This is a genomic window from Streptomyces sp. NPDC060205, assembly GCF_042728395.1.
In the GTDB taxonomy this organism is placed as follows: domain Bacteria; phylum Actinomycetota; class Actinomycetes; order Streptomycetales; family Streptomycetaceae; genus Streptomyces.
On sequence record NZ_JBHWZP010000027.1, the window covers coordinates 1 to 21,323 of the forward strand.

A 21,323-nucleotide genomic window follows, 5' to 3' on the forward strand; every position below is an offset into this window, starting at 1 on the left:
GGGAACTGCCTTTTTTTGGGGGCGCGGGGAACTGGGGCGCGGGGAACTGCGCAAAGGGGGGCGAGGGGGCGCAGCCCCCATGCAGGAACGGGAACGGGTAGGGGCGGCGGGGGCGAGAACCCGTCTGTCGGAACCGTCGTGAGTGGACCCATCCGGGAGGAACACCGTGAGACGTACGATCGCAAGGGCGGTGACGGCCCTGTCCGTCATCCTGGCCGCACTGGCCTCCGGCACCGCCGAGGCCGCCGCCCCCACCTCGCCCGCCGTCACCTACACCAACCCCGTCGCCGAACAGCGCGCAGACCCGCACATCTTCAAGCACACCGACGGCTACTACTACTTCACCGCGACCGTGCCCGCGTACGACAGGATCGTGATGCGGCGGGCCACCACCCTCCAGGGGCTGTCCACGGCCGCCGAGACGACGATCTGGACCAAGCACGCCAGCGGGGACATGGGCGCGCACATCTGGGCTCCCGAGATCCACTACATCGGCGGCAAGTGGTACGTCTACTTCGCCGCTGGGTCCACCAGTGACATCTGGAAGATCCGGCCGTACGTCCTGGAGACGAGCGCGGCCAACCCGCTGACCGGAACCTGGACCGAGAAGGGCCGTATCGCTCTCCCGCTCGACACCTTCTCGCTGGACGCGACGACCTTCACCGTCGGCGGCACCCGCTATCTGAGCTGGGCGCAGAACGACCCGGCGGTCGGTGACGGCACCAACATCTATCTGGCCAAGCTGTCCAACCCCTGGACCATCAGCGGCAGTCCGGTCATGATCTCCCGGCCCACCAACGCCTGGGAGAAGGTCGGGCACACCGTCAACGAGGGCCCGGCGGTCATCCAGCGCGGCGGCAAGGTCTTCATGACCTTCTCGGCGAGCGCCACCGACAGCAACTACTGCCTCGGTCTGCTGACCGCCTCGGCCTCCGCCGACCTGATGAACGCGTCCTCCTGGGCCAAGACGCCCACCCCGGTCTTCACCAGCAACGCGGCCACCGGCCAGTACGGACCGGGCCACAACACCTTCACCACGTCCGAGGACGGCAGGTCCGACGTCCTCGTCTACCACGACCGCAACTACAAGGACATCAGCGGCGATCCGCTCAACGACCCCAACCGGCGCACCCGTTACCAGAAGCTGTACTGGAACGCCGACGGCACACCCAACTTCGGCATCCCGGTGGCCGACGGGGTCACCCCGGTCCGCTTCTCCTCGTACAACTTCCCCGACCGGTTCATCCGGCACTGGGAGTACCGGGCGAAGATCGAGCCGAACGTCACCAACCTCGCCGACTCGCAGTTCCGGGTGGTGACCGGTCTCGCCGGCACCGGGACCGTCTCGCTCGAATCGGCGAACTTCCCCGGCTACTACCTCCGCCACCGCGGCAACGGCGAGGTGTGGGTGGACAGGAGCGACGGGAGTACGGCCTTCAAGGGCGACGCGAGTTTCCACCGGCGGGCCGGTCTCGCGGACGCGACGGGTGTCTCCTTCGAGTCGTACAACGTGGCGGGCAGCTATGTCCGGCACTACGACTACCTGCTCGTCACGCAGCCCGCCGACACGGCGACGGCGAGGGCGGACGCCACGTTCTACGCCGAGTGACCCACTGACGAGGGGTGCGGCGCGCCGCCCGGTTCAGCGCCGGGCCGTGAGGATGCTGAGCGCGTTGGCGGCGACGACCGCGCCGACGGCGGCCCACTCCACAGGGCCCAGGCGCTGGCCCAGGACGACCCAGCCGACCAGACCCGCCAGTACCGGATTGACGCTCATGAAGAGGCCGAAGGCCGCGGCGGGGACACGGCGCAGGGTGTACATGTCCGCCAGGTACGGCACGGCGGAGGCGAGCACGCCCGCGGCGACGGCGTACCCCACAGCCGTGAGGGTCGGCGGGCTGCGGAGCGCGAGGACGATGCCCACCGGCAGGAACATCAGGGCGGAGACGGCCGCCGCGGCGGCCGAGCCCTGCGCTCCGGGGAGGCGGCGGCCCACCGTGCGGTTGAGCAGGATGTAGGAGGCCCAGCAGACCGCGGCGAGCAGTCCGAGGCCCATGCCGAGATAGTCCGCCGACGGCTGCGGGCGCATCAGCGTGACGACGCCCGCCGCGGCGACCAGCGCGCAGCAGGCGTCGATCCGCCGGCGCGCCGCGGACAGTGCGACGGCGAGCGGGCCGAGGAACTCCAGGGTCACCGCAAGACCGAGCCCGATGCGGTCGATGGCGGTGTACAGGGACAGGTTCATCGTCCCGAACACCAGGGCCAGCAGCAGGACCGGCCACCACTGGTGCCGGGTGAAGGAGCGCAGCGGAGGCCTGGCGACCGCGAAGAGGGCGAGCGCGGCCACGTACTGGCGGACCGCGACGACACCGAGGGGACCCAGGACCGGGAAGGCCAGGGAACCGATCGCCGCGCCGGTCTGATTGGACAGACCGCTGCCGAGGAGGGTGAGCAGAGCCGCCGGACGCCCGCCCTCGGGGGCGGGCGCCGTGGGCGCCGCGGGCGCGTGCTGCGCGGGAGTCGAAGCCGGTGCGGACGCCGGCGAAGGCGCGGAGGCTGCGTACATGCTCCGATGCTGCGCCGGTCGCCGGCATGCGCAAAATGCATTCTCGGATCCATCTATACGCTTGAGTCATGGATGTGGAACTGCGGCAGTTGCGCTGTCTCGTCGCGATCGTCGACGAGGGCGGCTTCACCGACGCGGCCATCGCCCTCGGGGTCTCCCAGGCCGCGGTGTCCCGCACCCTGGCCTCGCTCGAACGGGCCCTGGGGGTAAGGCTGTTGAGACGTACCTCCAGGGAGGTGACCCCGACGGCGACGGGCCTGCGCGTGGTGGCGCACGCCCGGCGGGTGCTCGCCGAGGTGGAGGGCCTGGTCCGGGAGGCCGCCTCGGGTCAGACCTCGCTGCGGATCGGGTACGCCTGGTCGGCGCTCGGCCGCCACACGCTGACCTTCCAGCGCGCCTGGGCGACCGCGCACCCCGCGACGGAACTGGAACTGGTCCGCGCCAACTCCGCGACCGCCGGACTGGCCGAGGGCACCTGTGAACTGAGCGTCGTACGGCGGCCGTTGGACGAGCGCCGCTTCGACTCGGTCATCGTCGGCCTGGAACGGCGGCTGTGCGCCATGGCCTCCGACGACCCGCTGGCGCGGCGCCGATCGGTCCGGCTGGCCGACCTCGCCGGACGCGTCCTGCTCGTCGACCGGCGGACCGGGACCACCACGACGGAACTGTGGCCGCCGGACGCCCGCCCGGACACCAGGGAGTCCCACGACATCGACGACTGGCTGACCACGATCTCCACGGGCCGGTACGTGGGGATGACGGCGGAGTCGACCGCGCACCAGTATCCGCGGCCCGGGGTCGTCTACCGGCCGGTCCGGGACGCCGAGCCGATCGCGGTCCGCCTGGCCTGGTGGCGCGACGACCCGCATCCCGCCGCCCCGGCCGTGACCGAACTGCTCACGGCCCTCTACCGGGCGGGCTGAACCGGCCGCGCCCCGTCAGGGGATGTCGCGGTGCAAGGGGATCGTCAGCGTGAACGTCGTCGCCCCCGGCCGGCTCCGCACGTCGATGGTCCCCCCGTGGGCCCGGACCAGGGAGCGGGCCACGGCAAGTCCCAGCCCGCTGCCGCCCCGGTCCCGGCTGCGGGCCTTGTCGATCCGGAAGAAGCGGTCGAAGACGCGCTCCTGGTCGGCGGCCGGGATGCCGGGACCGGAGTCCGTGACCCGCACGACGGCCGCCCCGGACGTGACGGACACCTCCACGGCGACCTCGGTACCGGCGGGGGTGTGCACGGCGGCGTTGGTGAGGAGGTTGTCGAGGACCTGCCGGATCCGCAGGACGTCGAGCCGCAGCCGCACCGGGCCGGAAGCGGCCGTCACGGTCAGCGGACGGTCCGCGTGGGTGGCCCGGAAGGCGTCCGCGGCCTGCCGCACCAGCTCCGCGAGGTCCGCTTCCTCCAGCCGCAGCGGCGCCTCCACCTCGGCGGCGTCCAGGCGGGCGAGCAGCAGCAGATCGTCGAGCAGCACACCCATCCGGGCGGCCTCGGCGCGCAGCCTGGCCAGATGCCTGTCCCGCTCGCCGGGCTCGTTGGCCGCCGCGTACTGGAAGAGGTCCGCGTAACCGCGTACCGACATCAGGGGCGTACGCAGCTCGTGCGAGGCGTCCGCGACGAAGCGGCGCAGACGCTGCTCGGCCTCCGTGCGGACCGCGAGGGAGTCGTCGATGTGCTCCAGCATGGTGTTGAACGCGGTACGCAGTTCCTCGACCTCCGGGCCGCCGTTGCCGCGGTCGGCGCGCACCGGCAGCCGGGCCGAGTCGGTGAAGTCGTGCGAGGTGATGCCGCGGGCGGTGTGCGCCATGTCGCTGAGCGGCTGCAGACCGCGGCGCAGCACCGCGCGCCCGAACACCACGAGCCCGAGCAGCGCGAGGGCGAACGCGACGACCTGGACCGTGACGAGTTGGTCCATGGTGTCCTCGATGTCCTCCAGGGGCGCCGCGGTGACCAGGACGACGCCCTGGCCGATCTTGCAGGCACGCAGCCGGTACGCGCCCTCGTCCTCGATGCGCGTGGTGTGGGACATCTCCGTCGCCCCCGCCCTGGCCAGCGACTCGGCGAAGGAGGTCAGCTCGACGGTGTCCTTCGGCACGTCACTGGGCTTGCGCAGGACGGCCGAGTCGCCCGAGACGTCGTACACCGCCGTGTACCAGCCGTAGTACGGCCGGCGCTCCACCGTGCCGTGCGCCTGGGCGTCCTTGGACTGGGTGGTCTGGACGAGCTTCATCTGGTCGTTGAGCTGGCGCTCCAGATAGTCCCGCATGTACGTCGACAGCGCGGTGCCGACCACGGCGAAGACGACCAGCGAGAGCACGCCCATGCCGAGCGCGAGCCGGGTGCCGAGGCGGAGTCTGCGGTAGGTGTCGCGGAGCCGGCCGATCACTCGGTGACCTGCCGGACGACGTATCCGACGCCCCGTACGGTGTGGATCAGCTGCGGCTCGTCGCCCTTGTCGTCGCCGGTCGTCGTGTCGGGGTCGCCGTCGAGTTTGCGGCGCAGCCGGCTGATGACCAGCTCCACCACGTTCGAGCGCCCGCCGAAGCCGTACTCCCAGACGTGGTCGAGGATCTGGGCCTTGGTGAGTACCGTCGGTGATTTGCGCATCAGGTAGCGGAGCACCTCGTACTCGGTCGGGGTCAGCGTCAGCAGTCGTTCGCCCCGGCGCACCTCGCGGGTGTCCTCGTCCATCGTCAGGTCCGCCACCGTCAGCACGGAGCGCTGGAAGGCGGGTCCCGCGCTGCGGCGCAGCACGGTCCGCAGCCGGGCCATGAGCTCCTCCACCGCGAACGGTTTGACGAGGTAGTCGTCGCCGCCCCTGGTGAGGCCCGCGACCCGGTCCGCCACGCCGTCCCGTGCGGTGAGGAAGACGACGGGCACCATCGTCCCGGACAGGCGCAGACGGTCCAGGACGGCGAAGCCGTCGAGCCCCGGCAGCATCAGGTCGAGCACCACGATGTCCGGGTGGAACTCGGCGGCGCGGTGCAGCGCCTCCTCGCCGGAGTTCGCGGTGACCGCCTCCCAGCCCTCGTAGCGGGCGACCGTCGCGACCAGGTCGGCGATGGGCGGGTCGTCGTCCACGACGAGAAGTCGTACTTTTTCCACGTGCCCATAGTGCTTCACGTGGCCGGATACGCCATAGGCGAGAACGCTCCGGGACCGGATCGATAAACACTTGAAAGTTCAGCGACAGGAAAACGACAGGGTTGACGAGGCAGGCTCGGAGTCCCAGGACCCGAATGAGGGATCCAGGACCCGGATCAGGGGTCCGAGGACCCGATCAAGGAGTTGCCGTCCGTGACGACTGTCCAGACGACCGTTCCGCCGCCGACCGCGGCGGTGCGCCCCAAGGTGGTGGCCCGCGCCGGCCTGTACGGCGTGCTGGCCGTGAACGTGGTCGTGGTGACCGTGTTCTTCATCCAGGCCGGGTTCGCCTCGAACGCCCTCATCGTGCTGGGCAGACTCGCCGGCCTGTACGGCGCGCTCCTGATGGCCTTCCAGCTGCTGCTGGTCGCCCGGCTGCCGTGGTTCGACCGCCGTATCGGCATGGACCGGCTGACCTCCTGGCACCGCTGGGTCGGCTTCGGCCTGCTCTTCACCCTGCTCGGGCACGCCGTGTTCATCACCTTCGGCTACGCCCAGTCGTCCTCGATGGACCCGGTCAACCAGCTGGTCGACCTCGGGCAGACCGTCGAGGGTGTCTTCCGCGCGATCGTCGCGCTCGGCCTGATCCTCGTGATCGGCGGGGTCTCGGCGCGCTTCGCCCGCCGCAGGCTCGCGTACGAGACCTGGCACTTCATCCACCTGTACACGTACGTCGCCGTGGTGCTGGCGTTCACGCACCAGGTCGCGGCCGGTACGACGTTCACCGCGTCGCCCGCCGCCACGACGTACTGGTACGTGCTGTGGGGCGTCGCCCTCGGCGCGGTGCTGCTGGGCCGGGCCGTCCTGCCGCTGTGGCGGAACATGCGCCACCAGCTGCGGGTCTCCGCCGTGGTGCCCGAGTCCGACACCGTCGTCTCCGTCCACATCACGGGACGCGACCTCGACCGGCTGCCGGCCCGCGCCGGGCAGTTCTTCCTGTGGCGGTTCCTCACCAAGGACCGCTGGTGGCAGGCCAACCCGTTCTCCCTGTCGGCCGCCCCCGACGGCCGCTCGCTGCGACTCACCGCCAAGACGGCCGGTGACGGCACCGCCGCCCTCAGGCACCTCAAGGTGGGTACGCGGGTCTTCGCCGAGGGCCCGTACGGCGCCTTCACCGCGATGCACCGCACCCGCTCCGAAGCCGTACTCATCGCCGGCGGCGTCGGTGTCACGCCGATCCGGGCCCTGCTGGAGGAACTGCACGGGCACGCCGTCGTCATCTACCGGGTCGGCTCGGACCGGGACGCGGTCCTGTACGAGGAACTGCGCGGACTCGCCCACGCCAAGGGGGCCGAGCTGCACCTGGTGTCCGGTCCTGTCAGCCCCGACAAGCTGGCCCCGGCCGAGCTGGCCCGGCTCGTCCCGGACATCGGCGACCGTGACGTCTTCCTGTGCGGACCGCCCCCGATGATGAACGCGGTCCTCGGCAGCCTGCGCGAGCTGGGCGTACCCAAGCCGCAGATCCATTTCGAGCGCTTCAGCCTGGCGGGCTGAGCGACGCCGTGAGCGGGATGAGAGAGACATCGTGAAGCGAGCAATACCTGTCCTGGTCCTGAGTGTCGCGGGCCTGGTCCCGGTGTGGCGCTACGCCCCCTCGGACGGAACGACGACCACCACCGAGGCGTCGGCGCCCGCCTCGACGCCCTCCGCGTCCTCCGCCGGGGACGGCTCGTCCCAGGTGGTCAGGGGCACGACGGTGACCACCGAGAAGGGCCCCGTCCAGGTCGAGGTGACCTTCGACGGCGACAAGATCACGGCCGTGAAGCTGCTCCAGCAGCCGAACCATCCGCAGACCGAGGCGGCCGTGCCGAAGCTGATCGCGTCGACGCTTGAGGCGCAGAGCGCCGACGTCGACACGGTGTCCGGCGCGACGATCACCAGCGACGGTTACCGGGAGTCGCTGCAGGCGGCCATCGACGCGCAGGCGAAGTCCGCGGCGGCGGCCTCCGCCTCGCCGTCCGCGTCGGCCGCCGCGTCCCAGGTGGTGGCGGGGTCCGCGGTGAACACCGAGAAGGGCACCGTCCAGGTCGAGGTCACCTTCGACGGCGACACCATCGGTTCGGTACGGATGCTCCAGCAGCCGAACCATCCGCAGACCGAGGCGGCCGTGCCGAAGCTCATCGCGTCGACGCTTGAGGCGCAGAGCGCCGACATCGACGCGGTGTCCGGGGCAACGATCACGAGCGAGGGGTACGTCGAGTCGCTGCAGGCTGCGCTCGACGCGAGGGGCTGATGGCGGTGGTGTCCACGGCGTTCGGTGCGAGTGCGGCGGTGCATCGGGTCGAGCAGATCATGGGGCTGCCGATCTCGTTGCGGATCGAGGGCGCGGGCGGGTCCGGCGGGTCCGGCGGGGAGGCCGCGGACCGGGTGTTCGCGTGGCTGCGGGAGGTCGACGCGCGGTTCAGCCCCTTCCTGCCCGACAGTGAGGTGTCCCGGCTGGACCGGGGCGAACTGTCGGACGACGAGCTGAGCCCCGATCTGGTCGAGGTCCTCGGCCTGTGCGAGCGCTACCGGGTCGAGAGCGGCGGCGCGTTCCAGGTGCGGCTGCCCGGCCGGGGGCTCGATCCCTGCGCCATGGTCAAGGGCTGGGCGGTCCAGCGCGGGGCTGAGCTGCTGCGGGCGTCGGGCGTCACCATGTTCTGCCTCAACGCCGGCGGTGACGTGGTCGCGGCGGGCCGTCCCTGGCGGATCGGGATACGGCATCCGGAGCGGGCCGATCGTGTCTGCGCGGTGGTGGAGGTCGCCGACGGGGCGGTGGCGACCTCCGGGCGGTACGAGCGGGGGGACCACATCCTCGACGGGCGTACGGGGCTGCCGGCGACCGGGCTGCTCAGCCTGACCGTGGTCGCGCCCACGCTGACGGAGGCGGACGCGGTGGCGACGGCGGGGTTCGCGATGGGCGCGGAGGGGGTTGAGTGGGCCGCGGCGCGTGGGGGGTGCGAGGTGTTCGCGGTGGACGCGGGGCGGGGGGTTCGGCGGAGCGCGGGGTTTCCAGTCTGACGACTGGCCGTCGTGGGGTGCGGGTGGGTGGGGGTTGGCCGCGCCGTTCCCCGCGCCCCTGAAGGGCGCCGGTTGATGACTCGCCGTCGTGGGGTGCGGGTGCGTCGTGGCTGGTCGCGCAGTTCCCCGCGCCCCTTAAGGGCGCCGTTTGACGACTGGCCGTCGCTGGGTGCGGATCCGTTGTGGCTGGTCGCGCCGTTCCCCGCGCCCCTTAGGGGCGCCGTTTTATGACTGGCCGTCGTGGGGTGGGGGTGCGGCGGTGTCTTTTGGGTTTTAGGGGCGCGGGGAACTGCGCGGCCAGCCCCCACCGGGCCGCGGGTGACAGACAAGCCGCCGTGAGGTGCCGGGGCACGTCGGGGTAGATCACGAACAAAATTGTTGACAATCTTGTTCGTCTAGATTTACGTTCGACAGGCACTCACTCAGGGAGGGCGCACATGCCGAAAGAAGCCCGTCCGAGCACCGGAGAGCAAGCCAGACAGCACGCACTCACGCAGCTGCGGCAAGCCATCCTGCGAGGCGACATGGCCCCGGCCCAACGCCTCGTGGAGAACGAACTCGCCGAGCAGTTCGAGGTCACCCGGGCCAGTGTCCGCGCAGCCCTGATCGAGCTGGAGTCGGAAGGACTGGTCGAACGCATCCGCAACCGCGGCTCACGCGTCCGCGTGGTGACCGTGGAGGAAGCGGTCGCCATCACCGAGTGCCGCATGGTCCTGGAAGGACTGTGCGCGGGCAAGGCGGCCGTCGAGGCCACGGACGAGCAGCTGGACCAGCTGACCGCCCTGGGCGAGGCGATGTCCAAGGCCGTCGCCGACGGCGAACCGGTGACCTACTCCGACCTCAACCACGAACTGCACGCCCACATCAGGCAGTTCAGCGGCCAGCAGGTGGCCGTAGGTCTCCTGGAACGGCTCAACGCCCAACTGGTGCGCCACCGTTTCCAGCTCGCGCTGCGCCCGGGGCGCCCCCAGAAGTCCCTGAATGAGCACCTGGCCATGATCGACGCGATCAGGGCCCGGGACCCGCAGGCGGCCGAAGAGGCCGTCCGCTCCCACCTCGCGGGTGTGATCGACGCGCTGCGTGAATGACGTAACGCGTGCATGACGCCGCGGGGTGGGTCAATCGGCCTGTCCAGCAAGGAGATCGCAGGAATGACCCACGGCAACGCGCCCAACACCCCACGGTCGACGCTCGTCGTCACCGCCCACGCCGGGGACTTCGTGTGGCGGGCGGGAGGAGCCATCGCCCTCGCCGCCGCCCGCGGTGAGAAGGTCACCATCGCCTGTCTCACCTACGGCGAGCGCGGCGAGTCCGCGAAGGCCTGGCGCGCGGGCAGGTCACTGGAGGAGATCAAGGGGATCCGCCGCGAAGAGGCCGAGGCGGCAGCCGCCGCGCTCGGCGCCGAGGTCGTCTTCTTCGACGCCGGCGACTACCCCCTGACCGTCACCCCGGAACTGACCGACCGTCTGGTGGGCGTCTACCGCGCGGCCCAGCCCGACGTCGTACTCACCCACCCGCTCGAAGATCCCTACAACGGCGACCATCCGGCCGCCGCCCGCATGGCCCTGGACGCACGCGTCCTCGCGCAGGCGATCGGCTACCCGGCCGAGGGGGAGATCATCGGCGCCCCGCCGGTGTTCTTCTTCGAGCCCCACCAGCCCGAGATGTGCGGCTTCAAGCCGCAGGTGCTCCTCGACATCTCGGAGGTCTGGGAGACCAAGCGCAAGGCGATGGAGTGCCTGGCCGCCCAGCAGCACCTGTGGGACTACTACACGGACCTCGCGGTCCGCCGCGGTGTCCAGCTGAAGCGCAACGCCGGACCCAATCTGGGGCTGGCCCACAAGACCATGGCCGAGGCGTACATGCGGCCCTACCCGCAGGTCACAGGGGAGCTGGCATGAGCGGCGTGATCGTCACCGACCCGCCGAAGGCGGACGCGAAGGACGTCGAGGCGCTCGCCGCCCACGGGGTCGCCACCGTGCACGAGGCGATGGGCCGCACCGGCCTGCTCGGCACCCGTCTGCGCCCGGTCCAGCAGGACACCCGGGTCGCGGGCACCGCGGTCACGGTGCTCTCCTGGCCCGGCGACAACCTCATGATCCACGCGGCGGTCGAGCAGTGCGGCGAGGGCGACATCCTGGTCGTCACGACCACCTCGCCCTCCACCGACGGCATGTTCGGCGAGCTGTTCGCCACCGCGCTGCAGCGGCGCGGAGTGCGCGGCCTGGTCATCGACGCGGGCATCCGGGACACGGTGGAACTGCGCGAGATGGGCTTTCCCGCCTGGTCCGCGGCGGTCAGCCCGCAGGGCACGGTCAAGGCGACCGGCGGCAGCGTGAATGTGCCGGTGGTCGTCGGCGGCCAGGTGATCCGTCCCGGTGACGTGATCATCGCGGACGACGACGGTGTGGTGTGCGTACCGCGCGAGCGGGCCCGCCGCACCGCCGAGGCGTCCGAGGCCCGCGAGGCCAAGGAGGCCGGCGCCCGGGCCGCCTTCCAGGAGGGCCAGCTCGGCCTCGACCGCTACGGCCTGCGCGAGACCCTCGTACGCCTCGGGGTCTCCTATCAGTCGTACGACGAGTACGAGCGGGAGCGCGAGCGCGACGGTGCGGCGGAGCGGGACGGGGCCGGGTCTTGACCGGCGCCGCCACTCCCCGTACGCAGGCTCCCGCGGCTGCCCGTACCGACGAGGTGCGCTGCATGCTCCTGCGCGGCGGCACCTCCAAGGGCGCCTACTTCCTCGCCGGGGACCTGCCCGCCGAACCCGCCCCGCGCGACGCCCTGTTGCTGCGGACCATGGGCAGCCCCGACCCGCGGCAGATCGACGGTCTGGGCGGTGCGCATCCCCTGACCAGCAAGGTCGCGGTGGTCTCCGTGTCCGCCGACCCGGCGGCGGACGTCGACTATCTGTTCCTCCAAGTCGGCGTCGAAAAGCCCGAGGTGAGTGATCGTCAGAACTGCGGCAATCTCCTCGCGGGCGTGGGCCCCTTCGCCGTGGAGCGCGGCCTGGTCGCCCCGGGCGGCGACCGCACCTCCGTACGGATCCGCATGCTGAACACCGGGGACCTCGCCGTCGCGGAGTTCCCCACGCCGGGCGGAATCGTCGACTACTCCGGCGCGGCGGAGATCTCCGGCGTGCCGGGGTCCGCCGCGCCGGTCGTCATCGAGTTCCCGCCGGGGACCGGTCCGCTGCTGCCGACCGGCCGTGCGCGCGACCTCGTCGCCGACACCCCGGTGACCTGCGTGAACAACGGCATGCCGACCGTCCTGATCGCGGCGTCCTCGCTCGGTGTCACCGGCTACGAGGAGCCCGCCGATCTGGAGGCGGACCGGCAACTGGGCGCGCGGCTGCGGGAGATCAGGCTGGCGGCCGGCGAACTCATGGGCCTGGGCGACGTGGAGAACACCACCGTGCCCAAACTCAGCCTGCTCGCACCACCGGTGGACGGCGGCGCGGTCATGACGCGCACCTTCATACCCGTGCGCTGCCACACCTCGATCGGCGTCCTGGGCGCGGCGAGCGTCGCCGCGGGACTGCGTGTCGAGGGCGGTGTCGGCGAGGGCGTGGCGCGCGTGCCGGAGCACGGGGACCGGATGCGGATCGAGCATCCCACCGGCTTCCTCGACATCGAGACGGCCCTCGCCCATGACCTTCCGGGCGGCGCTCCCGTGGCCCGGCGCACCGCCGTCGTCCGTACCGCCCGCAAGATCTTCGACGGCACGGTCTTCCCCCGGCCCGCCTGAGCCGCGCACCACCCGGAGCGCAACTCCCCTGAGCCGCACCACACTTCTGAGGAGGCCTCATGGCCCCGCCGCTCGGCGACATCGCCCACCTCGGGCACGTCGAACTGCTCACCCCCGACCTGGACGCCAGTGTCCGGTTCTTCACCGCCTACCTCGGCCTCACCGAGAACGGCCGCTCCGCGGACGGGACTTCCGTCTACCTGCGGACCTGGGACGACTACGAACACCACAGCCTGGTGCTGACCGCGCACGAGACGTCCGGCATCCGCCGCACCGCCCTGCGGGCCTCCAGCGAGGAGGCCCTGCAGCGCCGGGTCAAGGAGGCCGAGAGCGCCGGCCGCGCCGGCCGCTGGGTCGAGGACGAGCCGGGCCTCGGCCCGCTGTACGTCACCACCGACCCCGACGGCCACGAGATCGCCCTCTACTGGGAGAGCGAGTGGTACCGGGCGCCGGACGGCCTGAAGCCGGGCCTGAAGAACCAGCCGCAGGCCAAGCCCGGCCACGGCGTGGGCGTACGCCGCCTGGACCACGTCAACTTCCTCGCCGCCGACGTCGGTGCGAACGGCGACTTCGTCCACGAGGTGCTCGGCGCCCGCCCCACCGAGCAGATCCAGCTCGACGACGGCAGGATCGCCGCCCAGTGGCTGACCTTCAGCAGCAAGTCGTACGACGTCGTCTACACCGAGGACTGGACCGGCTCGACGGGGCGCCTGCACCACATCGCGTTCGCCACGGACACCCGCGAGGACATCCTGCGGGCGGCCGATCTCGCCCTGGACACCGGTGTGTTCATCGAGACGGGCCCGCACAAGCACGCCATCCAGCAGACGTTCTTCCTGTACGTGTACGAGCCCGGCGGCAACCGGATCGAACTGTGCAACCCGCTCACGCGTCTGGTGCTCGCCCCCGACTGGCCGCTGGTCACCTGGACGGAGAACGAGCGCAAGAAGGGGCAGGCGTGGGGTCTGAAGACCATCGAGTCCTTCCACACGCACGGCACCCCGCCGGTTCCTGTGATTGTTGACAAAAACGTTGACAATCAAGGGGCGGATTTCTAGCGTCGAGCGCAACACCGGGTCAGCCGTCGGCCGTCAGTCGCACGGACCGCGCGGCCCACCTCCCGAATCCCCTCCAGGCGCCCGACTCCTGGACGAGAGGAACAACGATGTCCCCCTCCTCTTCCTCCTTCGCCCTGTCCGCACGCGGCAGCAGAATGGCCCTCCTGGTTCTGGGCCTGTGCTGGCTGGCCGTGCTCTTCGACGGCCTCGACATGTTCATATACGGCTCCGTACTGCCGCACATGCTCGCCGAGAAGTCCCTCGGCCTCACCCCGGACCGGGCGGGCGACCTCGGCAGCTACGCCACCTTCGGCATGCTGATCGGCGCGCTGACCGCGGGGACGATCGCCGACCGGGTGGGCCGCAAGAAGCTGATGGTCGCCTGCGTCACGCTCTTCTCGCTGGCCTCCGGCCTCTGCGCCCTGTCGGACAGCGTGGCGGTCTTCGGCCTCGGCCGGACGCTCGCCGGTGTCGGCCTCGGCGGACTGCTGCCCACCGCGATCAGCATGGTCTCCGACTACGCCCCGCGCACCCGCGCCGCCCTCACCATCGGCCTGCTGATGACCGCCCACCACGCGGGCGGCATCCTCTCCGCCTATGTGGCCCTGTGGATCGTGGAGCCCCTCGGCTGGCGCGCCGCGTTCTGGGTCTGTGTGGTCCCGCTGCTCTTCGTCCCGGCGCTCGCGAAGTTCCTGCCCGAGTCGCTGAGCTTCCTCGTCGCCAAGGGCCGTACCGAGGAGGCCCGCGCACTGGCCGGCCGCTTCGAGGTCGAACTGCCCGCCGAGACCGGGAAGAAGCCCGCGGGCGACCGCTGGAACGCTCTCGCGAACCTGTTCCGCGGCGGCGAGTGGACCCAGACCCTGCTGTACTGGCTGGCCTCCTTCGGCGGTCTGCTGCTGGTCTACGGAGTCGCCACCTGGCTGCCCACGCTGATGCGCGGCGAGGGGTACGAACTGGGCTCGGCCCTGACCTTCGTCGTCCTGTTCAACCTCGGGGGCATCGTGGGCATGCTGGTCGCCGGACGGGCCGCGGACCGCTTCGGCGCCCCGCGTATCTCGTCGCTCTGGTTCGCGCTGACCGCCGCCGGGGTCTTCCTGCTCAGCGTCCACATGCCGCTGGGGCTCACCTTCGCGGTCGTCTTCCTCACCGGGGTGTTCCTCAACAGCGCCCAGGTCATGATCTACGCGACCGTCTCGATCCGCTCCACCCCCGACAGCCGGGCCACCGCCGTCGGCTGGACCTCGGGCATGGGCCGCTTCGGCGCCGTGTTCGGGCCCTGGCTCGGCGGCCAGCTGCTCGCCGCCGGGAACGGCGACTGGGGCTTCACCGCCTTCGCGATCGCGGGCCTGTCGTCGATGGTCTTCATCGGCGTCGCCGCACTGCGCGGCGCGAAGCGGGCGGCGGGCAGCGACACGCCCCAGGGGCTGGTCACCGCCCACTGAGCCCACAGGGAGGGGCGCCGTGCGGGACGCTCAGCCGTGGGCGTCCCGCTGGTGTCCGGCCAGCGCGTGGGAGATGTCCCGCGTCGCCGGATACAGCCGGCGGTAGAGGGCGTACACCTCGTCGTAGCGGGCGCGCAGGAGCGGGTCGGGGGCGACCCGCTCGCGTACCGGGTTCCACACGTCGATGCGCGGGTCGCCGACCGCGCCGGCGGCCAGGAACGCCGCCCCGTAACTCGCGCCGAGCGACACGGCCCTGACCTCCTGCTCCAGGCCGGTCACCGAGGAGACGATCCCGGTCCACAGGCCGCCGCGGGTGCCGCCGCCGACGGCGACGACCCGGCGGACGTCCGCTCCGGCCGCGCGCATCGCCTCGACGTTGTGCCGGACACCGAAGGCCGTGGCCTCCAGGGCGGCCCGGTAGAGATCACCGCGGGTGTGCTCCACCGTCAGCCCGGCGATCACACCCCGTGCGTGCGGATCGGCCACCGGCGTCCGCTCGCCCGCGAAGTACGGGAGCATCAGCAGCCCCCGCGCACCCGGTCCGGACGCCTCGGCCTCCGCGAGCAGGGTCGTGTGGTCGGGCGCCCCGGACAACTCCCGCAGCCAGTCCGTGATCACACCGGACGTGGCCATGCCGCCCGCGAGGCTGCGGGTGCCGGGCAGGGCCCCGACCGTGCTCCACAGCTCGGGCACCAGCAGACGGTCGGCCAGGGTGTGAATCAGGAACATGGTGCTGCCGTACATGAGCATGAGGTCACCGGTGTGTTGGGCCCCCACGCTCAGCGCCTCCGACCAGGCGTCGACCGTGCCTGCGATCACCGGGACGCCGACGGGCAGGCCGGTGGCGTCCGCCGCCTCGGCCGTCACCCGCCCGGCGATGTCCCCGGGCCACAGCAGCCGGGGCAGCTCCAGCCAGGGTGCGACGTGCCGCGTCCACGGTGCGTACCACTCCTGGGCGACGGAGTCGTACAGCGGGACGGCCTGGCTCGCCGAGTGGTGGTCGAGCGTGTAGGCCCCGGTGAGCCGGCGCACCAGGTACGAGCTGGGCATGTAGAGGCGCCGGGCCCGCGCGACCGTCTCCGGTTCGTGCTCCGCCAGCCAGGCGAGCTTGGGGCCCACGGCCTGGGTGGACAGCAGGGAGCCGCAGCGGCGCAGTACGGCGTCACGGCCCAACTCGGCCTCAAGGCGGGCGATCTGCTCGGTGGCTCGGGTGTCGACGCCGTACAGGATCGCCGGACGCAGCGGGGTGTCCGCCGCGTCGGCGAGTGTGACGCACGGGCCCATCCCGCTGACGCCGACCGCGGTGACGGACGTGCCGTCGGGCGCGGACGTCAGCAACTCCCGGGCGAGGGAGGCGAACTCGTCCCACCACACCCGTGCGTCCATCTCGACGTGCCCGGGGCGCGGCCGGTCGACCGTGTGCGGCCGCATGGCCGTCGCGAGGACCCTTCCGTCCGCGTCGACCAGCACGCCCTTGCTGCTGGACGTACCGATGTCGACCCCGAGCACCGTCATGTCCCCGCGCCCCGTTCTCCCGTAGCCGTTCCGTCCTCCCCTGTTCTACGGGAGGGAGAGGGAGCCGTCGCGCTGCGGGGGAATCGCCACGCCGTTCTGCTGGAGGGCGACCGTGCGTGCGGGGGAGGGGATGCGGATCCCCTCGACGCGGTACCGCTTGTGCAGCCGCTTGATGAACTCGTGCTTGATCCGGTACTGGTCGCTGAACTCGCCGACGCCCAGGATCACCGTGAAGCTGATCCGCGAGTCCCCGAACGTGTGGAAGCGGATGGCGGGTTCGTGCTCGGGCGTCGCGCCCTCGATCTCCGTCATGATCTCGGTCACGACCTCTGAGGTGACGCGCTCCACGTGCTCCAGGTCGCTGTCGTAGGCGACACCGACCTGCACCATGAGGGTCATCTCCTGTTCCGGCCGGCTGTAGTTGGTCATGTTCGTGCTGGACAGCTGGGCGTTCGGGATGATGACCAGGTTGTTGGAGAGGTTGCGTACGACCGTGTTGCGCCAGTTGATGTCGACGACGTACCCCTCCTCCCCGCTGGTGAGGCGGATGTAGTCGCCGGGCTGGATCGTCTTCGAGGCGAGGATGTGGATGCCCGCGAAGAGGTTGGCGAGGGTGTCCTGGAGGGCCAGCGCCACCGCGAGACCGCCGACGCCCAGGGCCGTGAGCAGCGGGGCTATCGATATCCCCAGGGTCTGCAGCACGACCAGGCAGCCGATGGCCAGGACGACGACCCGGGTGATGTTGACGAAGATCGAGGCCGATCCGGCGACACCGGAACGGGACTGGGTGACGGCCCGCACCAGACCGGCGAGGACACGCGCCACGGTGATGGTGGCGGCGAGCATGACCAGGACCGTCAGGATCTGGTTGACGGTGTGGTTGATCTTGCCGGTCAGCGGCAGCGTCGCCGCCGCGGCGGCCACTCCGCCCGTGATCGCCGCGACCGGTACCAGCGCGCGCAGGGCGTCGACGAGTACGTCGTCGCCGGTCCACCGGGTACGGGTCGCGTGCTTGCCCAGCCAGCGCAGGAGAAAACGGAGCAGAACGGTCGCCACGAGCCCGGCGAGCAGCCAGACGCCCGCCAGGATCCAGTCGTGGGCAGTGAGGTCTCGGTTCACCAACTGCCTCCCGTCGTGCGGGGGAGAGGGCGTACGCCCGTCATGTGTGTCGTCACCTTGTTGCCACCTGCTGCTCGATTCCGGGATGTGCCGGCCCGCCGGGCATGACAGGGCGCCGACCGGCGGGACTGGCTCATCTTGCTACATGCGTACGGGTGCTTCGCGGCGCAGCCGCACAGGTCAGGCCATCTCCCACGGACAACGCCGCCAACTCGGTACATCTCCGGTCCTGTTGGCGCCCCGTCCGGCCGGTACGGGAGCGGAGTCCGCCCGGCCGTCCACCCCGCCGCCCCGACGACGAGCCCGTTCCGGGCCAGGTACCAAGTTGGCCTGGATGCATCGACACAAACACCTCAGCAGCCACGAACGCCCCGGAGGCAGGGGCGCGGGCGCAGCCCCGCCCCAAGGGGCGCGGAGAACGCCCCGGAGGCAGGGGCGCAGCCCCGCCTCAAGGGGCGCGGGGAACTGCGCGGCCAGCCACCCACCTCCCGCAGCCGCAACACTCCGGCAAGCGCCACGTCGCACAGCGCACCCACCGCCACACTCCGCCAAGCGCCGAAGCGCATCCCCTCAGATCACCTTCAGCCGCACCAGCGCACCCAGCGTGAGCGCCCCCGGCAGCAGCGGCAGCCACACCGTGATGATGCGGTAGGCGAGCACCACCGCCGTCGCCAACGCGGCAGGGCCGCCCGCCGCGACCAGCGCCACGATCAGCGCGGCCTCCACCGAGCCGATCCCGCCCGGCGTCGGCACCAGCGCGACGGCGACCGTGGCCGCCAGGTAGGCGACCGCGATGTGCAGCGGCGGCACCGGCAGCCCCAGCGCCTGGCCGACCGCGGCCAGCCCCGCCGCCTGGAAGACGGGGAACGAGAACGAGCCGCCCCACAGCGCCAGCGCGCGGGCGGGCCGCGTGTGCACCGACCGGGCCTCGCCCAGCGCGGTCCGCAGGAAGGAGAACACGGCGGTCCGCACCCGTCGTACGAGCAGCAGGACCGTCACCGCGACGAGCACCACCGCGCCGACGGTGAGCAGCAGCGGGCCCACCGCGCCGTCCGGGAGGAGTCCGCCGACCCGCAGCGCGTCCGGGAAGGCGATCAGCAGGCCCAGCAGCAGTCCGACCCGCGCGACGGACTCCGCCAGCAGATACAGCGCGAGCGCCGACGACGAACGGGCCAGCGGCACCCCGCACACCGTCATGAACCGCAGATTGACCGCGCTCGCGCCGAGGCCCGTCGGCAGGAGGTGATTGGCCGCGCCCGCCGCGAACTGGGTCGCCAGCAGCCGCCGTCTGGGCAGCCGCTGGACGAGGGCGCCCTGCCGGGTGAGGGAGGCCGCCACCCACGTCATACAGGTCGCGGCGCCGGCGGCCAGCAGCCAGGGCCACTTCGCCGAGGCGAGATACCCGAAGCCCTCCGCGAGCACGGACCGGTGCTGGATCCCCACCACGGCCACGAGGGCGAGCGGGAGCAGGCACAGGATCTGCCGGACCGGAAGGCGTCTGGGGAGGCTGTGGGGGAGCCGTTCGACCGTCACATCGCACGAGGCTTTCCGTGCCGCACCAACGGGGGGTTGCGGACACGGGGACGAGGGCTGACACGCTGCGCACGGCCTCGCGTCGCCCGCCCCGGCGGGAGCCGGGATGCCGGGGAGGTACTTCGTTTCGGTGAGTGTCATCGCGATTCCCTTGACCTCAAGAAAACTTGAGGTTCTACGGTCGGTCCCATGAGTATGGAGACGACAGCCTGGACGCAGTTGTACAGCGTCATGAACGCCCAGCGGGAGCGCCGGCCCTTCGCCCGCGCCACCCTCCGACGTATCGCCGGATTCGCCCGCCCGCACCGGCGCCGGATCGGACAGTTCGTGGTGCTGAGCGTGGCCACGGCCCTGCTCGCCGTGGCCACGCCGGTCCTCGCCGGACGTGTGGTGGACGCGATCGTGGCCGGCGGCGACGAGACGACGGTCGTCCGGCTCGCCCTGCTCATCGCGGTGATCGCGCTCGCCGAGGCGGCCCTCGGCCTGGTGAGCCGATGGTTCTCCGCGACGCTGGGCGAGGGACTCATCGTCGATCTGCGGACAGCCGTGTTCGATCATGTGCAGCGCATGCCGGTCGCGTTCTTCACACGCACTCGTACGGGAGCGCTCGTCAGTCGACTCAACAACGACGTGATCGGCGCCCAGCGCGCCTTCAGCAACACCCTCTCCGGAGTGGTCGGCAACGTCGTGACCCTGCTGCTCACCCTCGCCGTGATGCTCACCCTGTCCTGGCAGATCACCCTGCTCGCGCTCGTCCTGCTCCCGGTGTTCGTGATCCCGGCCCGCCGAGTGGGCAGGCGCATGGCGAGACTCCAGCGCGAGGCCGCCGACCTCAACGCCGCGATGGGCACACGCATGACCGAACGCTTCTCCGCGCCCGGCGCCACCCTGGTCAAACTCTTCGGCCGCCCCGCCGAGGAGTCCGCCGAGTTCGCGGCCCGCGCCCGCCGCGTACGGGACATCGGGGTGCGCACGGCGATGGCGCAGACCGCGTTCATCACGGCCCTCACCCTCGTCTCCGCCCTGGCCCTCGCGCTGGTCTACGGCCTCGGCGGCTGGTACGCCCTGCGCGGCAGCCTGGAACCGGGCGCCGTCGTCTCGCTGGCCCTGCTGCTGACCCGCCTGTACGCGCCCCTCACCTCGCTGGCCGGGGCGCGCGTCGAGGTCATGAGCGCGCTGGTCAGCTTCGAGCGCGTCTTCGAGGTGCTCGACCTGAAGCCGCTCATCGAGGAGAAGCCGGACGCCCGCGCGGTGCCCGAGGGCCCGGCCTCCGTCGAGTTCACCGACGTCCGCTTCGCCTATCCGTCCGCCGACAAGGTCTCCCTCGCCTCCCTGGAGGAGGTCGCCGCGCTCGACACCCGGGGCGGCGCCGAGGTCCTGCACGGCATCTCCTTTCGCGCGGAACCCGGCCAGACCGTCGCCCTCGTCGGCTCGTCCGGCGCGGGCAAGTCCACCGTCGCCGCACTGCTGCCCCGGCTGTACGACGCCGACGGGGGCTCCGTACGCATCGGCGGCGTCGACGTCCGCGACCTGAGCGCCGAGTCGATGCGGGCGACCCTCGGCATGGTCACCCAGGACGGCCACCTCTTCCACGAGTCGGTCCGCGCCAACCTCCTCCTCGCCCGGCCGGACGCCACCGAGGACGACCTGTGGGACGTACTGCGCCGGGCCCGCCTCGAAGACCTCGTGCGCTCCCTGCCCGACGGCCTCGACACGGTGGTCGGCGAGCGCGGCTACCGGCTCTCCGGCGGCGAACGACAGCGCATGACCATCGCCCGGCTGCTCCTCGCCCGCCAGCGCGTGGTCGTCCTCGACGAGGCGACCGCCCACCTGGACAACACCTCGGAGGCCGCCGTCCAGGCGGCCCTCGCCGAGGCCCTGGAGGGACGCACCGCCGTCGTCATCGCCCACCGGCTGTCGACGGTACGGGCCGCCGACCTGATCCTGGTGGTCGAGGCGGGCCACATCGTCGAACGCGGCACGCACGACCAGCTGTTGGCCGCGGGCGGGCGGTACGCGCAGCTGTACCGCACCCAGTTCGACAAGCCGGTGCGCGAGGGCCGGGGTGTGGCGGACGGGGCCGGCGTGACCGGAATCGCCGGTGCGGGAGAGGCGGTCGGGGGAGAAGCGGTCGCGTAGCAGGCGTGTGAAGGCCCGGCCGGTTCGTCATTCGGACGCCAACGGCCATTACAGGCCTTTCATGTGCAGGG

General features: G+C 71.6%; 18 protein-coding genes. 12 read left to right on the forward strand and 6 right to left on the reverse strand.

Annotated features, from left to right (window positions below):
- Nucleotides 1–190: 190 nt before the first annotated feature.
- Nucleotides 191–1,609, forward strand: a complete 1,419-nt coding sequence (locus tag ACFWGJ_RS07245) for a family 43 glycosylhydrolase (RefSeq protein WP_387321608.1) — start codon at nucleotides 191–193, stop codon at nucleotides 1,607–1,609.
- A gap of 33 nt (nucleotides 1,610–1,642) precedes the next feature.
- On the opposite strand, the gene ACFWGJ_RS07250 is transcribed toward ACFWGJ_RS07245, so the two are convergent.
- Nucleotides 1,643–2,566 carry a DMT family transporter gene (locus ACFWGJ_RS07250; RefSeq protein WP_387321575.1) on the reverse strand — a complete coding sequence of 308 codons (924 nt, stop codon included), beginning with the start codon at nucleotides 2,564–2,566 and terminating at the stop codon, nucleotides 1,643–1,645.
- 68 nt (nucleotides 2,567–2,634) lie between these two features.
- Here ACFWGJ_RS07250 and ACFWGJ_RS07255 point away from each other — a divergent pair, with 68 nt between their 5' ends.
- Nucleotides 2,635–3,489: a LysR family transcriptional regulator gene (locus ACFWGJ_RS07255; RefSeq protein WP_387321576.1), complete on the forward strand. Its 855-nt coding sequence runs from the start codon at nucleotides 2,635–2,637 to the stop codon at nucleotides 3,487–3,489.
- Nucleotides 3,490–3,504: 15 nt separating this feature from the next.
- Here ACFWGJ_RS07255 and ACFWGJ_RS07260 read toward each other — a convergent pair whose 3' ends face one another.
- Both ACFWGJ_RS07260 and ACFWGJ_RS07265 read right to left on the reverse strand, forming a co-directional pair.
- Nucleotides 3,505–4,944: a sensor histidine kinase gene (locus ACFWGJ_RS07260; protein WP_387321577.1), complete on the reverse strand. Its 1,440-nt coding sequence runs from the start codon at nucleotides 4,942–4,944 to the stop codon at nucleotides 3,505–3,507.
- Nucleotides 4,941–5,663, reverse strand: a complete 723-nt coding sequence (locus ACFWGJ_RS07265; RefSeq protein WP_387321578.1) for a response regulator transcription factor — start codon at nucleotides 5,661–5,663, stop codon at nucleotides 4,941–4,943. The genes ACFWGJ_RS07260 and ACFWGJ_RS07265 overlap by 4 nt, the downstream gene beginning before the upstream one ends.
- 192 nt (nucleotides 5,664–5,855) lie before the next feature.
- Here ACFWGJ_RS07265 and ACFWGJ_RS07270 point away from each other — a divergent pair, with 192 nt between their 5' ends.
- The 9 genes from ACFWGJ_RS07270 (at nucleotide 5,856) to ACFWGJ_RS07310 (ending at nucleotide 14,946) form a co-directional block, all read left to right on the forward strand.
- Nucleotides 5,856–7,196 (forward strand): ferric reductase-like transmembrane domain-containing protein, encoded by a 1,341-nt coding sequence (locus ACFWGJ_RS07270; protein WP_387321579.1) that lies wholly within the window; start codon nucleotides 5,856–5,858, stop codon nucleotides 7,194–7,196.
- Nucleotides 7,197–7,227: 31 nt separating this feature from the next.
- Entirely contained in the window at nucleotides 7,228–7,935 is a 708-nt protein-coding gene (locus tag ACFWGJ_RS07275) for an FMN-binding protein (protein WP_387321580.1), read from the forward strand.
- Between the two features lie 38 nt (nucleotides 7,936–7,973).
- Complete coding sequence (locus ACFWGJ_RS07280; RefSeq protein ID WP_387321609.1) at nucleotides 7,974–8,702, forward strand: FAD:protein FMN transferase; 729 nt, start codon at nucleotides 7,974–7,976, stop codon at nucleotides 8,700–8,702.
- 437 nt (nucleotides 8,703–9,139) lie between these two features.
- Nucleotides 9,140–9,790: a GntR family transcriptional regulator gene (locus ACFWGJ_RS07285; RefSeq protein ID WP_387321581.1), complete on the forward strand. Its 651-nt coding sequence runs from the start codon at nucleotides 9,140–9,142 to the stop codon at nucleotides 9,788–9,790.
- A gap of 63 nt (nucleotides 9,791–9,853) precedes the next feature.
- The gene (locus ACFWGJ_RS07290; protein ID WP_387321582.1) at nucleotides 9,854–10,603 is read left to right on the forward strand and encodes a PIG-L deacetylase family protein; all 750 of its coding nucleotides are present in this window, start codon (nucleotides 9,854–9,856) and stop codon (nucleotides 10,601–10,603) included.
- Nucleotides 10,600–11,340 carry a 4-carboxy-4-hydroxy-2-oxoadipate aldolase/oxaloacetate decarboxylase gene (locus ACFWGJ_RS07295; protein WP_387321583.1) on the forward strand — a complete coding sequence of 247 codons (741 nt, stop codon included), beginning with the start codon at nucleotides 10,600–10,602 and terminating at the stop codon, nucleotides 11,338–11,340. Before ACFWGJ_RS07290 ends, ACFWGJ_RS07295 begins: the two co-directional genes overlap by 4 nt.
- A gap of 62 nt (nucleotides 11,341–11,402) precedes the next feature.
- Nucleotides 11,403–12,446 carry a 4-oxalomesaconate tautomerase gene (locus ACFWGJ_RS07300; protein ID WP_387321610.1) on the forward strand — a complete coding sequence of 348 codons (1,044 nt, stop codon included), beginning with the start codon at nucleotides 11,403–11,405 and terminating at the stop codon, nucleotides 12,444–12,446.
- A gap of 59 nt (nucleotides 12,447–12,505) precedes the next feature.
- On the forward strand, nucleotides 12,506–13,504 hold the full coding sequence (locus ACFWGJ_RS07305; RefSeq protein ID WP_387321584.1) for a catechol 2,3-dioxygenase: 999 nt from the start codon (nucleotides 12,506–12,508) through the stop codon (nucleotides 13,502–13,504).
- Nucleotides 13,505–13,611: 107 nt separating this feature from the next.
- On the forward strand, nucleotides 13,612–14,946 hold the full coding sequence (locus tag ACFWGJ_RS07310; RefSeq protein ID WP_387321585.1) for an MFS transporter: 1,335 nt from the start codon (nucleotides 13,612–13,614) through the stop codon (nucleotides 14,944–14,946).
- A gap of 30 nt (nucleotides 14,947–14,976) precedes the next feature.
- On the opposite strand, the gene ACFWGJ_RS07315 is transcribed toward ACFWGJ_RS07310, so the two are convergent.
- From ACFWGJ_RS07315 to ACFWGJ_RS07325, 3 genes are all read right to left on the reverse strand, one after another.
- Complete coding sequence (locus ACFWGJ_RS07315) at nucleotides 14,977–16,461, reverse strand: FGGY-family carbohydrate kinase (RefSeq protein ID WP_387321586.1); 1,485 nt, start codon at nucleotides 16,459–16,461, stop codon at nucleotides 14,977–14,979.
- Nucleotides 16,462–16,506: 45 nt separating this feature from the next.
- Nucleotides 16,507–17,580, reverse strand: a complete 1,074-nt coding sequence (locus tag ACFWGJ_RS07320; protein WP_387321587.1) for a mechanosensitive ion channel family protein — start codon at nucleotides 17,578–17,580, stop codon at nucleotides 16,507–16,509.
- 570 nt (nucleotides 17,581–18,150) lie between these two features.
- On the reverse strand, nucleotides 18,151–19,113 hold the full coding sequence (locus ACFWGJ_RS07325) for a YbhN family protein (RefSeq protein WP_387321588.1): 963 nt from the start codon (nucleotides 19,111–19,113) through the stop codon (nucleotides 18,151–18,153).
- A gap of 189 nt (nucleotides 19,114–19,302) precedes the next feature.
- Here ACFWGJ_RS07325 and ACFWGJ_RS07330 point away from each other — a divergent pair, with 189 nt between their 5' ends.
- The gene (locus ACFWGJ_RS07330) at nucleotides 19,303–21,252 is read left to right on the forward strand and encodes an ABC transporter ATP-binding protein (RefSeq protein WP_387321589.1); all 1,950 of its coding nucleotides are present in this window, start codon (nucleotides 19,303–19,305) and stop codon (nucleotides 21,250–21,252) included.
- Nucleotides 21,253–21,323: the final 71 nt, after the last annotated feature.